The organism is Polymorphospora sp. A560, from assembly GCF_045781765.1.
GTDB lineage: Bacteria > Actinomycetota > Actinomycetes > Mycobacteriales > Micromonosporaceae > Polymorphospora > Polymorphospora lycopeni.
This window is the reverse complement of sequence record NZ_CP122282.1, coordinates 2465535-2480840: the sequence shown is the minus strand read 5'-3', so window position 1 is coordinate 2480840 and position 15306 is coordinate 2465535. Positions and strand designations below refer to the sequence as shown.

Genomic DNA, 15306 nt, shown 5'->3' with positions numbered 1-15306 from the left:
AGGAAGGCCGACATGTTGTCCCTGCTGTCCGATTTCGCTAGTCAGATATGGATGTTCGGCCCCCGGCCTGTCGACCTCGTGGCGCTGGTGCAGGCCCCTGACCTGCGGTGAGGGTGAGTCATGCCAGGTTCAACATCCATTCGCGGGGTTGGCTCCCGGCTGGTCCGCCTGGCCATCAGCCTGGGCTGGATCCTGCTCGTCGTGTGGATCGCGGTCAGCATCACGTTCGTGCTGAGCCGGCTCGTCCCGGCCGACCCGGCCCGCCTCGCCGCCGGCCTGGACGCCGGACCGGAACAGGTCGCCCAGGTCCGCACCGACATGGGACTGGACCGGCCGCTGCCGGTGCAGTATCTGCGCTACCTCGGCGACCTGGTCACCGGCGATCTCGGCGACTCGATACAGACCCGCCAACCGGTGCTCGACGACCTGGCCGCCGCGGTGCCCGCCTCGCTGGAACTGATCCTGTTGTCGTACCTGGGCTACGCGGCGATCGGCGTGCTGGCCGGGATCGCCTGGGCGTACTGGCCGCGCGGGCCGCACACGGGGCTGCTGCGCTTCACCGGGGTGGTCGGGGTGGCGGTGCCGGTCTTCTGGGTCGGCCTGCTGCTTCAGATCGTCTTCGCCGGCAAGCTCCAGTGGTTTCCGGTGGCGGGCAACTTCGACTACGGCGGCACCGGGGTGCCGAAGGTGACCGGGATGGGCCTGGTGGACACCATCCTGACCGGTGAACCGGGGCTGATCGGCCAGGCCGCGCGCACCGTGGCCCTGCCGGTCACCACCCTGGTCATCACACACATCGCGGTGACCATGACCCTGATGCGCTCGTCGCTGGCCGAGCAACTCCGCCGCCCCTACGTGCGGACCGCCCGGGCCCGCGGCGTCACCGAGCGGCGCCTGGTCTTCGTGGACGCGTTACGCAACTCGCTCAACCCGGTCATCACCATGCTCGGCCTGCAACTCGGCTGGAGCCTCGGTGGAGTGGTGATCATCGAAGTGATCTTCTCCTGGCCCGGCCTCGGCCTGTACGCCTACCACGCCTTCGGCGCCTTCGACTACAACGCGATCATGGCGATCACGATCCTCTCCACCGTCGTGTTCGTCGTGGTCAACGCACTGGTCGGCACGCTCTACCCGGTCCTGGATCCGCGGCTTCGGGAGTCTCGATGACGGTATGGCAAGTTCCCGGCGTGGCCGCCTGGCGGCTACGCCGGCCCCGCGCGGCCGAATGGTGGGTGGGCGCCACGGTGTTCGGCATCGCCGCTCTGCTGCTGGTTCCCGGATGGCTGGCCCCGCACGACCCTTACGTGTTGGCGGTCTCCGAACGCTTCCAGGCCCCGTCGGTCGCCCATCCGTTCGGCACGGACGACGCCGGCCGGGACATCTTCAGCCGGGTCGTCCACGGAGCCCGCTACTCGCTCGGCACCAGCCTGATCGTGGTCAGTGTCGCGGCCGTCTTCGGGACCGCCTACGGCGCCGTCGCGGCCTGGAGCGGCGGCCTGGTGGATCGGATCCTGATGCGGGTGGTGGACGTCTTCCTCGCCTTCCCGTACCTGGTGTTCGCGATGGCGATCGCGGCCTCGCTCGGGCGGGGGCTGGGCTCCACCCTGATCGCGCTCGTGGTGCTCTGGTGGCCCAGCTACGCCCGGATGGTCCGCGGCCAGGTCCTCTCCCTGCTCAAGGACCAGCACATCAAGGCGGCCCGGACGCTGGGTGCCTCGGGCGGACAGATCCTGCGCTGGCACGTCGTGCCGCACACCTACGACCAGGTCACCGTCCGTTACACCCTGGATCTCGGGCAGGCCCTGGTCGCCCTGACCGGCCTGTCCTTCCTCGGCCTCGGCGCACAGCCGCCCAGCCCGGAGTGGGGACTGCTGATCGCCGACGCCAAGCAGTACGCGCTCACCGCCTGGTGGGCGGCGGTCCTGCCGGGCCTGGTGGTCTTCCTGGTGGCGTTGAACTTCATGGCGATCGGCGACCGGTTGCGCCGGGACGGGACCGGCCGATGACCGCCATCCTGTCCGCGCGCGGGCTGACCGTACGCTACCCCGGCGCCCGGCGCCCGGCGGTCGAGAACGTCAGCTTCGACCTGTCCGTCGGCAGCACCCTCGCCGTGGTCGGCGAGTCCGGCAGCGGCAAGTCGACCATCGCCCTGGCGATCAGCCGGCTCCTCGACCCGGCCGTGGAGATCCGGGCGGACCTGCTCACCTTCGAGGGCCGCGACCTGCTCACCATGGACCGGGCCGGGCTGCGCCGGCTGCGCGCCCGGCGGATCGCCATGGTCTTCCAGTCACCGTTCGGTTCGTGGAACCCCACCCGCACCATCGGCGCCCAGCTCACCGACGGCCTGCGCGCAGCCGGCATCTGGCCCTCGGGCCGGGACCGGCTGCTCACGCTGCTGCGCCGGGTGGGCATCCACGAGCCCGCCGACCGGCTCCGCGACTACCCGCACCAGTTCAGCGGCGGGATGCTCCAGCGGGCCATGATCGCCGGGGCACTGGTCGCCCGGCCCAGCCTGCTGATCGCGGACGAACCGACCAGCGCGCTGGACACCACCGTGCAGGCCGAGATCCTGGACATCCTCGACGAGCTACGGGACGAGCACCAGCTCGCGCTGATGCTGATCAGCCACGACCTCGGCGTGGTCGCCCGGGTCGCCAGCTCGACCCTGGTCCTCTACGGCGGCCGGCTCGTCGAGTCCGGCCCCACCACCGCGCTCTACCGGAACGCCGGTCACCCGTACACGCGGGCGTTGCTGGCCGCCGCGCCCCGGCTGGACGGGCCACGCAAGGTACGGCTGCCCGCGCTGGCCCCGGGGCCGGTGGTCGACCACGGCTGCGCCTTCGCCCCCCGGTGCCCGCAGGCCGAGTCCCGGTGCGCGGAAACCACGCCCGGCCTGCGCCCGGTGTCCGGATTGAACGTGGCCTGCCATCTCGCCGAGACACCGCGGAGCACCTGATGACCAAGACCGCCGACCCGCCCCCGCTGCTCGAGGTACGCGACGTCCACAAGACGTTCACCACCGGCCCCCGCGCCGTCCGGGCGTTGCGGGGGGTGTCGCTGAGCGTGCGCCCCGGCGAAATCGTCGGGCTGGTCGGCGAGTCCGGCTCGGGCAAGTCCACGGTCGCCAACCTGATTCTCGGGCTGGAGCACCCGGACGCCGGCGACATCCGCTACCAGGACCGGGCGCTACCGGACTGGCTGGCCAGGTCCGCACGCGGCTACCGAGGGGCGGTGCAGGCCGTCTTCCAGGATCCGGTACAGGCCATGGACAGCCGGAAGACCATCGGCTGGTCGGTGGCCGAGCCCCTGGTCATCCACCGGGTGGCCCGGGGCGCCGCCGCCCGGGAGCGGGTGGCCGATCTGCTCCGCTCGGTCCACCTCGATCCGGCGCTGGCCGACCGCTACCCGCAGCAGATCTCCGGCGGGCAGGCGCAGCGCGCCGGCATCGCCCGCGCGCTCGCGCTGGAACCTGCCCTGCTGGTCTGCGACGAGGCCGTCTCCGCGCTGGACGTCTCGGTCCAGGCGCAGATCCTCAACCTTCTCCTGGAGATCCAGGATCGGTTGGGCACCGCCATGCTGTTCATCAGCCACGCCCTACCGGTCGTGCGCCACCTGGCCGACAGCATGGTGGTGATGTACGCGGGCACGGTCGTGGAGCAGGGCCCGACCGAGGCGGTCTGCCAGGCGGCCCGGCACCCGTACACCCGGCTGCTGATCAGCTCGTCGCCCCACCCGGCCCCGGACCGGAAGCCGGGGCGTGCGGCCACCGCCCCCCGGGAGCAGATGCCGGTCACCGGTTGCCGGTTCGCCCCGCGCTGCCCCCTGGCGGTGGACCGCTGCCGGGCCGAGGACCCGGTCCTGCGGCAGGTCGGCACGGCGCATACCACCGCCTGCTGGCGGGCCGAGGACCTGGCCACGGTCACTAGCCGATGACCGGACCGATGCATCGGCGCCGGCGATACAACGCATCGGAGGGCGCTATTGGACTGCGCGAACGGCGGGTTACTAGCCTCGGAACACAGCACGCCCCAAACGCACGGACGACCACCACTGCCATGGTCGCCGATGCCGCGCCGGGTGACCCCGTACGCCGGGCCACCTTTCGAGATCGAATTCTCTGAGCCCCGCTGACCCGCTCACGGGACTGCCTCGTTGGGGGAATCGTCATGAAGTTGCGACATGCCATGGTCGCCCTGCTCGGTTGTACGTTGGTCGCCGGTTGTACCGAGGTCGCACCCCCGTCCGACCAGGCCCACAGCGACGTGTCCGCGGTGTTCTCCAACATCGCGCAGACCAAGACCCTCGACCCGCACATCGCGTTCTCCTCCGAGGGCACGCTGTACGTCCGGCAGGCCTACGACAGCCTGCTGGAGTACGAGCCGGGCGGCATCACCGTCCAGGCCGCGCTCGCCAGCGAGTGGAAGGTCTCGGCGGACAGCAGGACCTACACCCTGACCCTGCGCGACGGCGCCACCTTCCACGACGGCTCGCCGGTGGACGCCGAGGCCGTACGCACCAGCATCGAGCGCATCCAGGCCATCAACCAGGGCCCGGCCAACCTGGCCAGGGACATCGCCTCGGTGACCGCACCGGACACCAGGACGGTGGTGTTCACCCTCGAGCAGCCCGACGTGTTCTTCCCGGGGATCCTGCCGAAACTACCGATCGTGTCGAAGAAGGCGATCGACACGCACAAGACGGCCGCCGACCCGTGGGCCAAGGACTGGTTCGCCACGAACGAGGCGGGGGCCGGGGCGTACACGCTGGTCTCGCACACCGCCAACGAGATCCGCTTCAAGGCGTACGACAAGTACTGGCGGCCGTTCGAGCCGGGCACGCCGACCTCGGTCACCCTGCGCACCGATCCGGATGCGACCACCGCCGTGCAGCTCATGTGCCAGGGCAAGGTGGACATGATCGGAGGCATCGGCCCCGACCAGACCGACCAGGCCGCGGCGTGCCCGGGGGTCAAGACGATCCAGCAGACCCAGTACGGCGTACGGACCGTCTTCTTCAACCAGCAGACCAGCGGCCCACCGGCCGACGTGCGGGTACGCAAGGCGATCGCGCTCGCCTTCGACTACCAGTCCTATCTGGACTACTTCAAGGGCAAGGCGTACCCGGCCAACGGCCCGCTCCCGGCCAACGCCGGCAAGCTCGGCACACCGTACCCCGACGTGGCCCGCGACCTCGACCAGGCCAAGCGCCTGCTCGCCGAGGCCGGCTACCCGGACGGAAAGTTCACCGTCAGCTACCTGGGCATCAAGGGCCTGGCGTGGGCCGAGTTCTTCGGCACGCTGCTGCAACAGAACCTCCAAGAGCTCGGCGTGACGCTGAAGCAGACCTTCGTCCCGTGGCCGCAGATGGTCTCGCTGCAGAGCAACCCGGAGACCGCGCACGACCTGGCCCTCCTCTCGGTCAACATGGTCACCAACGACCCGACCGCGATGCTCAAGAGCGCCTACGTCACCTCGGCCTGGGCGGACAAGGGCGGCTCGAACTGGGGCTACTACTCGAACGAGAAGGTCGACGACCTGACCGCCTCGGTCAGCACCGTCCAGGACGAGAACCAGCGGGCCGAGATCATCCACGAGATCCTCGGTGAGATCATCGCCGACCAAGTCGCGGTCTGGCTCATGCGGCCCAGCATCTACCAGCCGGTCCTGGAGAAGTGGGACGTCAAGTACGAGCCGATGGACAACAACGTGATGGTGCGCTTCTACTTCGCCCGGTTGAAGTCCTGACCCGGGCCCGTCGCCGAGGGCCGCGCCCGGCCGCGACGGCACGGGGTTCACCGTCGCCATGCCGTGCGGTGCTGTCGACAACCAGCCAGTGATGAGGTGAATGTGGGACAGGACCTGACCGAGGTCGCCGAGTCGCTGGTCGGCGCGATGGTCGCCGGTGGCGTCCGGGTGCTCTTCTTCGCCTCCGGGTCGGACGTGATGGTCTTCCAGGAGGAGATCGCCCGACGCGAGGCGCACGGCCTGCCCGCACCCCGGCTCGTCCCGGTGCTGCACGAGGCGGTCGGGCTGAACGCCGCGATGGGCTTCGCGATGGCCGGTGGCGGAGTGGCCGCCGTCGCCGCGCACGCCGACGTCGGCACCCTCAACATGGGCGCCGCCTGGCACACCGCCCGCCGCTGCGGTGAGCCGGTGCTGGTGCTGGCCGGCGCGCCGCCCACCGCGCCGCCGGGCACCTGGCGCGGCGCCCGCGACCACCCCGTCTACTGGCTTCAGGAGCCGGTCGACCAGCGCACCATCTTTCGCCCGTACCTGAAGTGGGACTGGCGACTGTCCCCGACGGACAACCCCGGCCTCGTCGTCAGCCGGGCGCTACAGGTGGCCCGCAGCGAGCCGTGCGGCGCCGCCCTGCTCACCCTGCCCCGCGACGTGGTGATGGCCCGCGGGCCGGCGCTGCCCTATCCGGACCTCGAGCGCCTGGGCCTGCCCACCCCCACCCACCCCGACCCGCCCGCCGTCGACCGGTTGGCGGGCCGGCTCGCCGCGGCCCGGTGCCCGATGATCGTCACCGGTGCCAGCGGCCGTGACCAGGCGACCGTCCCGCTGCTCACCGCACTGGTCGAGGAGTGCGGCGCCTGGGTCACCGACACCGGCTGGCGGGAGCGGCTCAACCTGTCCTCCCGTCACCCGATGCTGGACACCGGCCCGACCCTGGCCGAGGCGGATGTGGTCCTTGTCATCGACCGGCACATCCCCTGGGTGCCCGACGGTGGCCCGGACGCCCCCGGTCCCGGGGCCACCGTCGCCTGGCTGGGCCGGGACGTCCTGGTGGCCGACATCCCCGTCGTGGAGCACCCAGCCGACCTGCGAATCCCCTGCACCACCCGGCACGGGCTGGCCGCCCTGCGCGCGGCGGTGGCCGCGACACACACGCCGGCCACCCGCCGCGCGGCGGACGCCCGGCTCGCCGAGGGCGCCCGGCGACGCGCAGCGCTGGACGCCCGGCGCGACGCCGAGGCGCTCGCCGCGACGGGCACCCCGGTCGACCCGCGGCGGGTCGCGTACGAGTTGGGCCGCCTGCTCGGCCCGGACGCGATCCTGCTCGACGAGGCCGTCTCGAACGCCCCGGCGGTCCGCGCCCACCACCGTGGCGAGCGGCCCGGCAGCTTCTTCGCGCAGAGCGGGAGCGGCGGCGGATGGGGCTCCGGCGCGGCGCTCGGCGCCAAACTCGCCGCGCCCAACCGGGACGTGGTGCTCGCCTCCGGCGACGGCTTCTACCGGTTCGGGTCGCCCGACGCCGCGCTGTGGACCGCCCGGCAGGCCGGCGCTCCGTACCTGGCGGTGGTGTTCGTCAACGGTCGGTACAGCACCGGCACCCGGCAGGTCAGCCAGTTCTACCCCGGCGGGTACGCCGAACGCGCGGGCTTTCCGGGCGGTGTGTTCGAACCGCCACCGGACTACGCGGCGGAGGCGCGGGCCGCCGGTGGCTGGGGGTGCTATGTGGAGCACCCCGGAGAGGTGGCCGACGCGCTGGGCGAGGGGCTGCGGCAGACCCACGCGGGGCTGCCCGCGGTGGTCGCCGTCCGAGTGTCCTGAGCTCGACGGCAACGCCACCCACCTGTTCGACCCGCCGGCTATCGAGCCGCACCAGCGACCCCACTACGGATTGCGGACCTGACCATGCGAATCATCGACGCGCGCAGCCGGCCACCGGTCCCCGCGTTCCTGGCTGACCGTACCTACGTCAATCTCGACCGGACCCTGCGCAACGTCCACGCGCGCGGCTGGCAACCGACCGCCAGCATGCGGGAGCCGAGCCTGATGGGCTACCTCGCCGAATGCGCCGACGCCGGCATCGTGCGGGCCGGACTGCCCGCCCGGGTACCCAACAGGTGGTGGGGCGGGCAGGGCAACGAGCCGGTCTTCGACGCCTGCGCGCAGCACCCGGACTTCTTCTTCCCCTACGCCGCCGTCGACCCGTTCGCCGTCGGCGCCGCCGAGGAGATCGCCCGGCTGCGCGAGCGTGGCGCCCGCGCCGTCGTCCTGGAACCGGGCATCGCCGACGAACCCGCCTACGTCGACGACCCGGCGATCCGCCCGGTCTACGAGGCGTGCCAGGCGATCGGGCTGCCCGTGCTGCTGATGGGCGGCGGCGAGACCGGTCCGGACCTGACGTTCAGCGACCCGGCGCGGTTCGAGCGGGTGGCCATCGACTTTCCTGACCTGCCACTGGTCAACGTGCACGGCGGGTGGCCCCTGACGCAGGCCGCGCTGGGTGTGGCGTTCCGCCGACCCAACGTGTGGATGCTGCCCGACGTGTACTTTCCGGGCCTGCCGGGCGAGCCGGACTACGTGCTGGCCATGCGGACCTTCCTCGCCGACCGGTTCCTGTTCGCCACCGGCTACCCGTTCTGCCCGGTGGACGCGACGGTCCGCCGCTACCTGTCCTTCGACCTGCCCGGCGACGTACTGGCGAACGTGCTGTACGGCAACGCGGCCCGGTTGTTCGGACTGGACCCGAGGTGACCGCCCGAACTCGGACCGAACGGCGGACGGGTGCTGCGGTGAGCAACAGCCCGTGAAGAAGACGGTCATCTACACCGTCACGCTCGGCTCGACCATCGTGGTGTTGGACACCACCGTCGTGAACATCGCCGTCCCCGACCTCGCGCTCCAACTCGACGCCTCGATCACCGCGGTCGGCTGGGTGGTGGCCGGCTACTCCCTGGCGATCGCGGGTGTGCTGCCGATCGCCGGTTGGGCGGTCCGCCGCCACGGCGAACGCCGGATCTGGCTGCTCGCACTGCTGCTGTTCGCGTTCGGGTCGGTCAGTTGCAGCCTGGCCTGGAACCTGCCCGCACTGCTCACGTTCCGCGCGGTCCAGGGCATCGGCACAGGCCTGATCGTGCCGGTCGGCCAGATGCTGCTGGCCCGGACGACAGGTCCACAGCAGATGGGGCGGGCCCTGGTGGTCAGCGGCGCGCCGGTGGCGGTGGCACCGGTCTTCGGTCCGACGCTGGGCGGGCTGATGGTGGGCGCCTTCGGCTGGCGCGGAGTCTTCCTGCTGTCCGCTCCGGTCGCCCTGACAGCCCTGGCCGCGTCGCTGCGGTGGCTGCCCGCGACGACCCCGGCGGAACGCGCGGAGCCGCTGGACCGGCGTGGCGCGCTACTCGGCGCGGTCTGCGTCGCCACGCTCGTCTTCGGCCTCTCCTCGGTGGCCCGTCAGGATCTCGCCTGGCGGCTCGCCGCCGCGGCCTGTGTGGGGACCGGGCTGGTGCTGTTGCCGCTGTTCGTCCGGCACACCCGGCGGCATGCCCGCCCCGTCCTCGACCTGGGCATGTATCAGCGCCGGCCGTTCGCGCTGGCGCTCGGAACGCACACCCTGTTCGGATTCACGTTCTATGCCTCGATGATCGTCCTGCCCCTGGAGATGCTCTCGCTACGCGGGATGAGCGTCACCACCGCCGGGGCACTGCTCGCCGCCCAGGGGGCCGGGGCCGGACTGGCCATGCCGCTGGCCCGGTGGACCATGGACCGGTTCGGCCCGGCCCGCACCGCCGGTTGGGGGCTGCTCGCGATGCTGGTCACCACGCTGCCGATGGCGATCTGGCCGGGCCGGGTGCCCGATGGTCCGCTGGTCGCGCTCCTGCTGGTCCGCGGCGTCGGCACCGGGATGGTGTTCGTCGGGCTACAGGCCGCCGCCTACGCCGCGATCCGGCCGGCGGAGGTGTCCAGCGCCGCCCCCCAGATCAACATCGTGAACCGGATCGGCGGCGCGATGGGCGTGGCGGTGGCCGCCGTGCTGATGGATCTCGCCGCGGGCGGCGTGGGGCCCGCCTGGTGGGCGGTGATCGCGGTGAACGCGGCGGCGGGCTGCGGCGCGTACGCGCTGACCAGGGTCACCCGACCGGCCGGGCGGACACCGCTCACTGCTGCTGGAAGCCGCCGGTCACGTTGATCGACTGGCCGGTGACGAAGCCGGCGTCGGCGGACAGCAGAAAACGCACCGTCGAGGCCACCTCGGCGAGCGTCCCGGTCCGCCCCATCGGCACCGCACCGAGCCGGGTAGCGGTCAACTCGGCCACGCCCACCCCGCGCCCGGCGGCCACCTCGCGCAGGTAGGCGTCATTGGCCGGGGTGCCGATGACGCCGGTGCACACGGCGTTGACCCGCACCCCGGCGGCGGCGTAGGCGTTGGCGAACGAACGGGTCAGGGACAACACCGCCGCCTCGGCCGCGCTGTAGACGGTGACCTCCGAATTCCGCGCCGACTTGCCCGCCACCGACACCACGGTCACCACCGCGCCGCCGGCCGGCAGCCGCGGGCACAGCGCCCGCAGCAGCTCGAATGCGGCGACCGGTCCGGCGGTCACGGCTCGGTCCCAGTCCGCTTCGGTCACCTCGGCCAGTGGAAGCGCCACACTCGGCGCGCCGGTGAACACCGCGTGGGTCACCCCGTCGAGGGTCGCGAGGCGGGCCCGCCCCGCCCCACTCCACAGGTCGTCGACGCCCACCACCCGGGCTCCGGCGCGCTCGACCTCGGCCACGACGGCCGCGCCGATCGCCCCACCCGGATCGGTCACCAGACAGACAGCCTCATCCAGTCGCATCCGGCCACCGTAACGGCGCGGATCGGCGGACCCGATGGCTTCGATCGCCGCCACCGGTTGGACGCCCCGTCACCGGTCCTAGCGTGACGTTCGATGGAGAAGATCACCCATGTCATCGACGGCCACCTCGTGCCGTCCGCCAACGGAGAGACGTTCGTCAGTATCGGGCGGGCGCCGTGGGCGCGGGTCGCCCTGGGCGGCGACGCCGACGCCGACGCCGCGCTGGCCGCCGCCCGCCGCGCCTTCGACGACGGACCCTGGCCCGAGCTGCCGCAGGCACGGCGCAGTGCCGCGCTGCACCGACTCGCCGACCTGCTCGACGCACACGCCGACGAGCTGGCCCGGCGGGATACCCGGGATGCCGGCAAGCCGTACGCCGCCGTGGCCGGATACGAGATCGGCGCTGCCGCGCAGGAGCTGCGCGACCACGCCGACCTGGCCCGGCTGTCGGCCGCCTCGACCTATCCACGCGACGACGGCCTGCACATCTACAGCAGGTACCCGCCCGCCGGCGTGGTCGTCGCCGTCACCCCGTGGAACTTCCCGGTGCCTCTCGCGGTGTCCAAGATCGGACCTGCTCTGGCCTGGGGAAACACCGTGGTACTCAAACCAGCCGAGCAAACCCCCGAGTCGGCGACCCGGATCGCCGAACTCGCCCTGACAGCCGGCATCCCGCCCGGCGTACTCAATGTCGTGCACGGGTACGGTCCCGGTGGCGTGGGTGAGCGCCTGGTCGGTTCCCCGCTGGCCGACCGGGTCACGTTCACCGGCACGAGCGCGGCCGGTGCGGCGGTGGCCGCGGCCACCGGCACCCGGCTGCCCCCGGTGCAGATGGAGTGTGGCGGCGAGGCCGCCAACATCATCTTCGCCGACGCCGACCTGGACCGGGCGGCCGAGCTTTCGGTGCGTGGCGCGTTCGGCAACTCCAGACAGATCTGCGTGGCGGCGACCCGCCTCTACCTCCAACGGGAGGTCTTCGACACCGTCCACACCGCGGTCGTGGCCGGCGCACGCGAACTGCGGCTGGGCGACCCGATGGACCCACGGACCGCGCTCGGCCCGCTGGTCAGTCGGGAACAGCACGAACAGGTCCTCGGTTACCTGGAGACCGTCGCCGTGGACGGCGGCGAGATCGTCACCGGCGGCGCCGGACCGGACGGCTGGTTCGTACGCCCCACGGTCGCCGTCGGGCTCGCCCCGGACGCCCGCGCCCACCGGGAGGAGATCTTCGGCCCGGTCGTGGTCGCCGCCCCGTTCGACACCGAGGACGAGGCGGTCGCACTGGCCAACGATTCGGTGTACGGATTGTCCGCGTCGCTGTTCACCGGCGACACCGGCCGGGCACACCGGGTCGCCGCGCGGCTGCACGCCGGCATCGTGTGGGTCAACACGTTCGGGGTTCGCGACTGGCGGGCCCCGTTCGGCGGCTACCGGCGGTCCGGGGTCGGGCGCGAGGGCGGGGAGTTCAGCAGGGCGTTCCTCACCGAGCCGACCTCCGTCGTCATGGGCGGGTAACCCGCGGCGCGGGAATCACCGCCGAGTCGACCCGTCATCGGACGGGGTGTGCAGCGGGGTGAAGGCGCTGCCGGACAGGGCCGGCCAGGTGTCGTCCGAGGGCATGTGATCGCGGGCCAGGCTGAGCAGCTTCTCGATGGTGCCGCGGCGCGGAGTGTCGGAACGGTACAACGCGGTCAGCACGCGGCGCGGTACGTGCGCCTCGTCGATCTCCACCACCCGCACGTCCCGGTACGGCAGCAGGGTCACCGCCCGGGGCACGACCGCCACCCCCATGCCCACCTCGACGAAGCGGACCGCCATCTCCAGCCAGCCGGTCTCGATCGCCGGGGTGAGGGACACCCCGGAACGGGTGAACAACTCGTCGAGCACCATCCGCAGCGCGGAGTACTTGGGGAAGAGAATCAACTGCTCGTCCCGCAGCGCGGACAGCGGCACCGCGACGTCCTCGGCGAACGGGTGCCCGGCCGGCACCATGATCACCCAGTCGTCCTCGAAGAGCCGGTGCGTCTCCACACCGGAACCGGAGCCGACAGACAGCCCGCTGTCACCGACGCTGGCGATACCGAGGTCGAGCTGACCGATGCTGATCCTCAGAAAGATCTCCGCTGTCGTGATGTCCTCGATGCGCACGTCCAGTCGCTGGTTACCCTGACTCAGCCTGGACAGCGCCTCCGGCAGCCAGATCAGCAGCGGCCCCATGGTCGCACCGATGCGCAGCGGACGGCTCTGCCGCCGCTGGAGCGAGCGCGCCGACTGCTCCAGGTCGTTGGCCACGCTCAGCAGCAGCATGGCCTGGTCGAACAGGGCCTCGCCGTGCGAGGTCAACCGCGCGCCGTGCCGGCCCCGGTCGAACAGCCGGCAGCCGAGCTGCCGCTCCAACAGCAGTATCTGTTCGCTCAACGCCGACTGGGTCACGTGCAGGGACGCCGACGCGGCGGTGAAGCTGCCCCGCTGGGCAATCTCGACGAAGTAGCGGTAGTGCCTGAGGTCCGCCATCTTCGCAGCGTAGGGCCTACCATCGGACTCGCCGATGGGTCACATCGGCAGCCTGCGTTGGACCTGCGTACGGGGCTGTTCCTACGTTCGACCCCATGCGGATCATCGACGTGCACGGCCACATCAGCGCGCCGCTGGCGCTGTACGCCTACCAGGCCCAGCTCATCGCGAGCAAGGGATTCCACGGCAAGGGACGCCCCGCCTGCTCTGCCGAGGAGGTGCTGACGGCGTCCGACGCGCACCGCGAGCTACTGGGCAAACTAGGCATCGACACACAGTTCATCTCGCCGCGCCCGTTCGCAATGATGCACTCCCAGAAACCTGACAAAATCGTCCATTGGTACACCGAGCACGTCAACGACATGATCCACCAGCAGGTGTCGGCGTACCCCGACACCTTCGTCGGCGTCGCGGGCCTCCCCCAGTCCGCCGGGGTGAGCCCGGCGAACGTGGTCGCCGAACTGGAACGCTGCGTCACCGAACTGGGCTTCGTCGGCTGCGTCATCAACCCCGACCCGGGCGAGGGCGACTACGCCACCCCGCCGCTCGGCGACGAGTGGTGGTACCCGCTCTACCAGAAGATGGTCGATCTGGACGTACCGGCACTGATCCACAGCGCGGCCTGCAGCAACCCCCGAGAGTCGTACTCCAACCACTTCATCACCGAAGAGAGCATCGCGATCCTGTCCCTTGTGGAGTCCCGGGTGTTCACCGACTTCCCGGGCCTGCGGCTGATCGTCGCGCACGGCGGCGGCTCGATCCCGTACCAGATCGGGCGGTGGCGCGCGCAGCGGCTCCAGAAGAAGGGCGAACCGTTCGAGGAGAGCCTGCGCCGGCTCTACTTCGACACCGTCCTGTACAGCCCGGACGCACTGGAACTGCTGCTCAAGGTGGTCGGGCCGGACCGTTGCCTGTTCGCCACCGAAGCGCCCGGCATCGGTTCGGGCTACGACCCGCAGGTGGGGCGCAACCTGGACGATCTGAAACCAGTGATCGAGGCGGTCGATTGGCTCACCAACGGCCAACGCGACGCGATCTTCCACGACAACGCGCAGGCTGTCTTCCCTCGCTGGACGAGGTGAACACCGTGTCCAGCCTCGACCACCCCGGCCGCCGGGCCGCCTTCTCCAGCGCCCTTCGTGAGCACGGCATCGACCTCGCCTTCTGCCCGCCCTCCGGTGACCTGGAGTACCTGACCGGCTTTCCCCGCAAGATCGCCTCGTTCGGCAACTCTGAGTACGCCAACCAGTGGATCGCCGGTGCCTTCTTCCGGCCCGACGCCGAACCGGTCTACCTGATCCCGCAGGGCTACGCGGCGTTCAACCTGCCGGCCGCTATCGACGGGGACGTCGTCTCCGTCGCCAACGCCGACGACGCCACTGCGATCTTCGCCGGGCTGCTGCGCAAGCACGGCCCGCGCACGGTCGGCATCGCCGCCCGCACCTTCGGGGCGACCGCGGTACGGATCCTCGACGCGCTGCCCCAGGTCCGGCTCGCCGACCTCGACCCCCTGCTGAACGGGCTCCGGAGGATCAAATCCGCGGAGGAACTGGCGGCGATGGAGCGGGCCAGCCTGATCTGCGACCGGGTAATGGCCGAGATCACCCCGAAGGTCGCGGTGGGCGTCACCGAACTGGAGATCGCCAGCGAGGTCGACCTGCTCCTGCGGATGCACGGCGGGCGTACCCCGTCCTTCGACACTGGCGTCTTCGCGATGGGGCCGGGCGACGGCCGGGACGCCTCCACCCGGGTCAGCGGCAAGGCTCTCGTCGCCGGGCTGGGAATCTCCTTCGACTTCGGCACCGTCGTCGACGGCTACTGCTCCGACTTCGGCCGCACAGTGCACATCGGCGAGCCGAGTGCGGAGTACCGCCGGGCCTACGAGACGGTGATCGCCGCACAGGCCGCCGGGATCGCCATGGCAGTACCCGGAAACACCGCCGCGCAGGTACACCACGCCACCCGGCAGGTCATCGTCAACGCCGGCTACGGCGACTGGTTCCGCCACCGCACGGGGCACTGCATCGGGCTGGACACGCACGAGCGACCGTTCATTTCCGATGAGGACCACACGGTACTGCGGGAGGGCATGACCTTCACCATCGAACCGTCGATCTTCTGGCCCGGTCGGGTCGGCGCACGGGTCGAGGACGTCTTCGTCTGCACGCCGGGCGGCGGCCGGAGCCTCAACCGGTACCACCGTGACCTGGTGGCGGTCTGAG

Annotated in this window: 13 protein-coding genes; 11 read left to right on the top strand and 2 right to left on the bottom strand. The window is 71.4% G+C overall.

Features of this window, described 5'->3' with window-relative positions:
• Positions 1–120 precede the first annotated feature (120 nt).
• The 8 genes from QCD66_RS11295 to QCD66_RS11260 all read left to right on the top strand — a co-directional run bounded on the left by QCD66_RS11295 (position 121) and on the right by QCD66_RS11260 (position 9918).
• Positions 121–1167, top strand: a complete 1047-nt coding sequence (locus tag QCD66_RS11295; RefSeq protein ID WP_375735504.1) for an ABC transporter permease — start codon at positions 121–123, stop codon at positions 1165–1167.
• Positions 1164–2006: an ABC transporter permease gene (locus QCD66_RS11290; protein WP_375735503.1), complete on the top strand. Its 843-nt coding sequence runs from the start codon at positions 1164–1166 to the stop codon at positions 2004–2006. The genes QCD66_RS11295 and QCD66_RS11290 overlap by 4 nt, the downstream gene beginning before the upstream one ends.
• Positions 2003–2956: an ABC transporter ATP-binding protein gene (locus tag QCD66_RS11285; RefSeq protein WP_375735502.1), complete on the top strand. Its 954-nt coding sequence runs from the start codon at positions 2003–2005 to the stop codon at positions 2954–2956. The genes QCD66_RS11290 and QCD66_RS11285 overlap by 4 nt, the downstream gene beginning before the upstream one ends.
• Positions 2956–3933, top strand: coding sequence for an ABC transporter ATP-binding protein (locus QCD66_RS11280; RefSeq protein ID WP_375735501.1), 978 nt, complete (start codon positions 2956–2958; stop codon positions 3931–3933). The genes QCD66_RS11285 and QCD66_RS11280 overlap by 1 nt, the downstream gene beginning before the upstream one ends.
• A gap of 233 nt (positions 3934–4166) precedes the next feature.
• Positions 4167–5744, top strand: a complete 1578-nt coding sequence (locus QCD66_RS11275; RefSeq protein WP_375735500.1) for an ABC transporter substrate-binding protein — start codon at positions 4167–4169, stop codon at positions 5742–5744.
• Positions 5745–5840: 96 nt separating this feature from the next.
• Positions 5841–7556, top strand: a complete 1716-nt coding sequence (locus QCD66_RS11270; RefSeq protein WP_407567113.1) for a thiamine pyrophosphate-dependent enzyme — start codon at positions 5841–5843, stop codon at positions 7554–7556.
• 84 nt (positions 7557–7640) lie between these two features.
• Positions 7641–8486 carry an amidohydrolase family protein gene (locus QCD66_RS11265; protein WP_375735498.1) on the top strand — a complete coding sequence of 282 codons (846 nt, stop codon included), beginning with the start codon at positions 7641–7643 and terminating at the stop codon, positions 8484–8486.
• 52 nt (positions 8487–8538) lie between these two features.
• A complete protein-coding gene (locus QCD66_RS11260) occupies positions 8539–9918 on the top strand; it encodes a DHA2 family efflux MFS transporter permease subunit (RefSeq protein WP_375735497.1) in 1380 nt (459 codons plus the stop codon).
• Here the strand turns inward: QCD66_RS11260 and QCD66_RS11255 are convergent.
• Positions 9887–10570, bottom strand: coding sequence for an SDR family NAD(P)-dependent oxidoreductase (locus QCD66_RS11255; protein WP_375735496.1), 684 nt, complete (start codon positions 10568–10570; stop codon positions 9887–9889). The genes QCD66_RS11260 and QCD66_RS11255 overlap by 32 nt on opposite strands.
• A 93-nt stretch (positions 10571–10663) precedes the next feature.
• On the opposite strand from QCD66_RS11255, the gene QCD66_RS11250 reads away from it, so the two are divergent.
• Positions 10664–12085, top strand: a complete 1422-nt coding sequence (locus tag QCD66_RS11250) for an aldehyde dehydrogenase family protein (protein ID WP_375735495.1) — start codon at positions 10664–10666, stop codon at positions 12083–12085.
• Positions 12086–12100: 15 nt separating this feature from the next.
• On the opposite strand, the gene QCD66_RS11245 is transcribed toward QCD66_RS11250, so the two are convergent.
• On the bottom strand, positions 12101–13084 hold the full coding sequence (locus tag QCD66_RS11245; RefSeq protein ID WP_375735494.1) for a LysR family transcriptional regulator: 984 nt from the start codon (positions 13082–13084) through the stop codon (positions 12101–12103).
• A 95-nt stretch (positions 13085–13179) separates the two neighbouring features.
• Between QCD66_RS11245 and QCD66_RS11240 the strand changes: the two genes are divergently transcribed.
• Together QCD66_RS11240 and QCD66_RS11235 are read left to right on the top strand one after the other, a co-directional pair.
• Positions 13180–14166, top strand: a complete 987-nt coding sequence (locus QCD66_RS11240) for an amidohydrolase family protein (protein WP_364222649.1) — start codon at positions 13180–13182, stop codon at positions 14164–14166.
• A gap of 5 nt (positions 14167–14171) precedes the next feature.
• On the top strand, positions 14172–15305 hold the full coding sequence (locus QCD66_RS11235) for a M24 family metallopeptidase (RefSeq protein WP_375735493.1): 1134 nt from the start codon (positions 14172–14174) through the stop codon (positions 15303–15305).
• Position 15306: the final 1 nt, after the last annotated feature.